Here is a 3,947-nt window from a genome sequence, read left to right on the forward strand (position 1 = left end):
ATGTGATAGCCCTTTTTCTTATTATCTTTCTTCACCTGCTGTTTGTTGTGCATCAAACGTCCAATTTAATTGTAACTTATCGCCTTGGAATTGATTTTGATCTTTTCCATTATCAACGAACTCAAATTTCACTTTGAATTTATCAGATTTACCTGCTGAAATACCTTTTTCATCCCAGAACCAAGCCGATAAATCATTATCTACAGCTGTAAGTGTGTCACCTTTTAATTTATCTAAAGTAGTTTGTTTCACAATTGTCTCATGCTTATCTACATTTTTTAAGAATGTTACTTTAATATGTTTACCAAAATCATCTTTATTGTCTTTCTTTACATCTTCTACATTATAATCTGTTTTCAGTAGAACCTTTTTAATATTTAAAGAGCCTTTATTTTCTAGTTTAAATTCTTTTTCAATTGTATCCCCAGGTTTTAAATTCGATACGTTAACAACTGTTGATGGATTTAATGCTAAATCCAGTGTTCCAGCCGCAAATGTATTATTTGACACTTCTTTATCACTGAAAAATGCAAATGTTCCTCCACCAACTAAAGCTGCTCCTAATACTGCTGATGTAATACCCATTCCTAATTTTTTCTTTAAAGTCATGTCCATATCCCCTTAATATATATTTGTTAACTTCCTAAACGGAAAGTATAACCAAACGAACTAGACGGATTGTTCTACTTTTTTATCTTTCTTTTCTCCGTCAATGCTACGAATAGCACCAAAAATAGAAATCGCGGAATACCCAAGTAAAAAGACTCCTGGAATAATAAGAAGTAATGCTGCTCCCGCTTTTGAATTCGCATAATTCAGTAAATAACCAACATACGGAACTGTAATATCTGCATACTTTCCAACTACATTTTCTGCAAGTACTGGCTCTAAATCTGGTCCGTTGTTGTTATCCCCTTTTGTTTCATACATTACTTTTCCATTTGTATCTTTCACACCGATAATACGGTGAGTGATAATTTTTTGATCTTTCTCTTTAAAGGTAATAACATCACCTTTTTGATATTTAGAACCATCTTTGTTTGGTTCTATTGCAATGATTGATCCTGTTAAAAACGTCGGCTCCATTGATCCTGAAAGAACGCTCTTAAATTGATATCCCATCACTGTCGGATCACCACCGCTTGCTTTTGAAGAAATAACTACAAAAGCTAAAAAAACCATCAATGCAAATAAAACAAATGAGATCGCGTTGCTAATTATCTTCCATATTAATTTCATCGTCTCTCTCCCTCTCCGTTGTTTTATATTATTTCAAGTATGCAATATCCACTTGCGTTCTTTAACAAGAACACAAGTAAATGATATAACGAACTTTAAGTTATTGCAATAAGAAAATTTACAATTATTAGTTATTTAAAATATAGAAAAAAGACTGTGCCAAAATTTTACACAGTCTTTTTATTAGTAATTTATTTACCTTCTGATTTCATTCCTTTTGTATTTCGGCGCAACACTACATATAAAATTGCTCCAAATAATATAATCGCACCTATCCCAACACTTATTACTTTCACATTTGAGTCTTTTACTTCAGGCATAGTTGTATCTTTTTTAGGCATCGTAAAAGTGACATCTTCTGTTGAAAGAACATTTACCGTCGCAATTGTTTGATTATTTTTCGTAATATCAACTGCACCAACTACCTCACCACGATGTATTCCTTTATGATATAAAGATTCTTTATCTAATGAAGCCGCCCGGAAAATAGTTTTCACATTTTTCCCTTCATCTTTCTTAAGCATAAGCTCCGCACTTTGTTCCAACTCAGAATTAACATCTTTATTTAAATATGTTGTTTTTTGATGCCAATTATGTTTATCAAGCACCATTTGCTTCGTAAATTGACCGAAAGAATATTCCGCCATCTGCTTCAAATCTTCATAAATTTCAGGTCTTTGAGAAGCCATTACTACGCTTATAATACGATTTCCATCTTTCTCATTTAATAAAACAAGTGTATTACGTGCTTCATTCGTAAACCCTGTCTTACCGCCAATGCTATATGGATTTTCAAAAAAATTAGATTTATTAAAAATAGACACCGTCTGCCTAGACGTCGTAACTGTCGTTCTTTTCGTATTCATCGCTTGTAAAATTTCAGGATACTTTTGCACACCCTTCGTAATCATAGCCATATCATACGGCGTCGTATAATGGTTCGGATCATGCAATCCATTCGGTGTTACAAAGTGGCTATCTTTCGCCCCTAATTGCTTCGCTTTCTCATTCATCATATTAGCGAAATTCTCAACACTCCCGCCAATCCGCTCCGCAATCGCATACGACACATCATTCGCACTCAGCACCATTAAAATCATAAGCGCAGTATTTCTATTAATTGTCTCTCCAGGTTGAAACTCAATTTGATAATTACTCTTCTCTTGATCTAATGCTAATTGTGAAAATGTAAATTGATCCTCTGGCTTTGTATGCTCCATTAGTAAAATCGCTGTTAACACCTTCGTCGTACTAGCAGGATATGCTCGGTGATATGCGTTTTTATCATACAAAACATCTCCTGTTTTCGCATCAATTGTCGTTGCAAACTGACTAAAAACATTCGGTCCTTCCGCAGGTGGTGGTGCAACTTGTTCTGGATTTACTCCAATATTCGTCTCAGCACGCAATGTTATGGGCGTCAAAAAAAACGAACAAATAACTGTAATAAAAACCAAAATTTTCTTAAAATTTACCATATGACTCTCCCTTTTCCATTTACTCCTTAACAAAATAATAAATCTACCAATCATATGTAATTTGTATTATATTGGAAGAAATTTCACTATTTTTTACTATATCATACTTTTACGATAAAGAACATAAATATACAATAAAAATAAGAAGGAATTACTCTTTCTTATCCTTCTCATCAATCAACGAATCTATTAACTTTTGACTAGCTTCCTCGGGCGTAATCTCATCTGTTATTCCCATAAACGACCAACCTTTAGAATCAACCCACTCAACAAACTCTTGTAAAAATTCATCATGTGTAACATCCACATCAAGAATCGATCCATTAATCGAAATCGTTCTATTTTTAGACACGCGCATCTTGAACGTTTTTCTTACCATTACAACTTTTCTCCCTCTACTTCTGAATATTTATAAAGTGACACTTTCATCAACCCTCACGAATCGGACTTTTACGGGCATTCCGACCCGAACCTAACTTCTTTACTTTTGCTGAATTTCGAGGTAAGGGATCTTACTGCCCGCAAATAGCGAGATAAAATAATCATGTATCTCTGTTATACATGATTTTCAGTAAATTGTAAAAAGGATATATTGGCCAATTGGCATATTGAAACTGAAAATCTATCATTCTGCAAAAATATCAAATGATATGTAATTGTTCATAAATGACTAAATAGATTCACATAAAAATAAAACAACTTACATTTTACCACACCAAATACAAATGACTTTCTTACAATGGAATGGAGTATACTAGAAGAAAACTTAAAATGAGGAGGAACCTCATGACGCGTTGTACGTATTGTAAAACGAAGTGGACAATAAAAGATGTATGGGCAATACTCGTGACATTTGAAAAGGATTGTCCGTATTGTTTTATGAGACAATATCTATCAAAGAAAACGGTGAACGCTATGCCAGAACTTATAAGCTTACCTTTACATTTCTTACTCCCTTTTCTTGTTGATTTGAGTGCTGAAGGTCCTTTGGATTGGTATCGTAAATAATATAACCACTACATCCAAAGACTACTTTCTACTGAATTCGCTTCTCATCATTATTCCTTCATACATTACTAGCATAATCGCTTATACTTTCCCTTTTGAAGATTCTGTAGCTTAGCAGGAAGAGCGTCCCCTGAACAAGGTTTATCAATTATGACTTTAATAAACGATGATATATGCATACTGTTAAGCATAAAAAATTAGCATTAAGTTCCACTCAAATAT

Annotated in this window: 5 protein-coding genes; 1 reads left to right on the forward strand and 4 read right to left on the reverse strand. The window is 33.5% G+C overall.

Annotated features, from left to right (window positions below):
- Positions 1-21: 21 nt before the first annotated feature.
- The 4 genes from ACQGSG_RS27240 to ACQGSG_RS27255 form a co-directional block, all read right to left on the reverse strand.
- On the reverse strand, positions 22-609 hold the full coding sequence (locus tag ACQGSG_RS27240) for a CalY family protein (RefSeq protein WP_000172854.1): 588 nt from the start codon (positions 607-609) through the stop codon (positions 22-24).
- Positions 610-669: 60 nt separating this feature from the next.
- Entirely contained in the window at positions 670-1,239 is a 570-nt protein-coding gene (gene sipW / locus ACQGSG_RS27245) for a signal peptidase I SipW (RefSeq protein ID WP_000767792.1), read from the reverse strand.
- A gap of 191 nt (positions 1,240-1,430) precedes the next feature.
- Positions 1,431-2,717, reverse strand: a complete 1,287-nt coding sequence (locus ACQGSG_RS27250; protein ID WP_000247031.1) for a D-alanyl-D-alanine carboxypeptidase family protein — start codon at positions 2,715-2,717, stop codon at positions 1,431-1,433.
- 151 nt (positions 2,718-2,868) lie between these two features.
- Positions 2,869-3,096, reverse strand: coding sequence for a hypothetical protein (locus ACQGSG_RS27255; RefSeq protein WP_000251856.1), 228 nt, complete (start codon positions 3,094-3,096; stop codon positions 2,869-2,871).
- A 407-nt stretch (positions 3,097-3,503) separates the two neighbouring features.
- Between ACQGSG_RS27255 and ACQGSG_RS27260 the strand changes: the two genes are divergently transcribed.
- Positions 3,504-3,725, forward strand: coding sequence for a hypothetical protein (locus tag ACQGSG_RS27260; protein ID WP_000196288.1), 222 nt, complete (start codon positions 3,504-3,506; stop codon positions 3,723-3,725).
- The last annotated feature ends 222 nt before the right edge of the window (positions 3,726-3,947 follow it).

Origin of the sequence: Bacillus sp. GMa5/1 (assembly GCF_050172015.1) — a bacterium.
GTDB classification, from domain to species: Bacteria; Bacillota; Bacilli; order Bacillales; family Bacillaceae_G; genus Bacillus_A; species Bacillus_A cereus.

Excerpts from the sequence above, each read along its gene's own strand:
- ACQGSG_RS27240 (WP_000172854.1), bottom strand. The coding sequence starts at position 609 with ATGACTTTAAAGAAAAAATTAGGAATGGGTATTACATCAGCAGTATTA.
- sipW (WP_000767792.1), bottom strand. The coding sequence starts at position 1,239 with ATGAAATTAATATGGAAGATAATTAGCAACGCGATCTCATTTGTTTTA.
- ACQGSG_RS27250 (WP_000247031.1), bottom strand. The coding sequence starts at position 2,717 with ATGGTAAATTTTAAGAAAATTTTGGTTTTTATTACAGTTATTTGTTCG.
- ACQGSG_RS27255 (WP_000251856.1), bottom strand. The coding sequence starts at position 3,096 with ATGGTAAGAAAAACGTTCAAGATGCGCGTGTCTAAAAATAGAACGATT.
- ACQGSG_RS27260 (WP_000196288.1), top strand. The coding sequence starts at position 3,504 with ATGACGCGTTGTACGTATTGTAAAACGAAGTGGACAATAAAAGATGTA.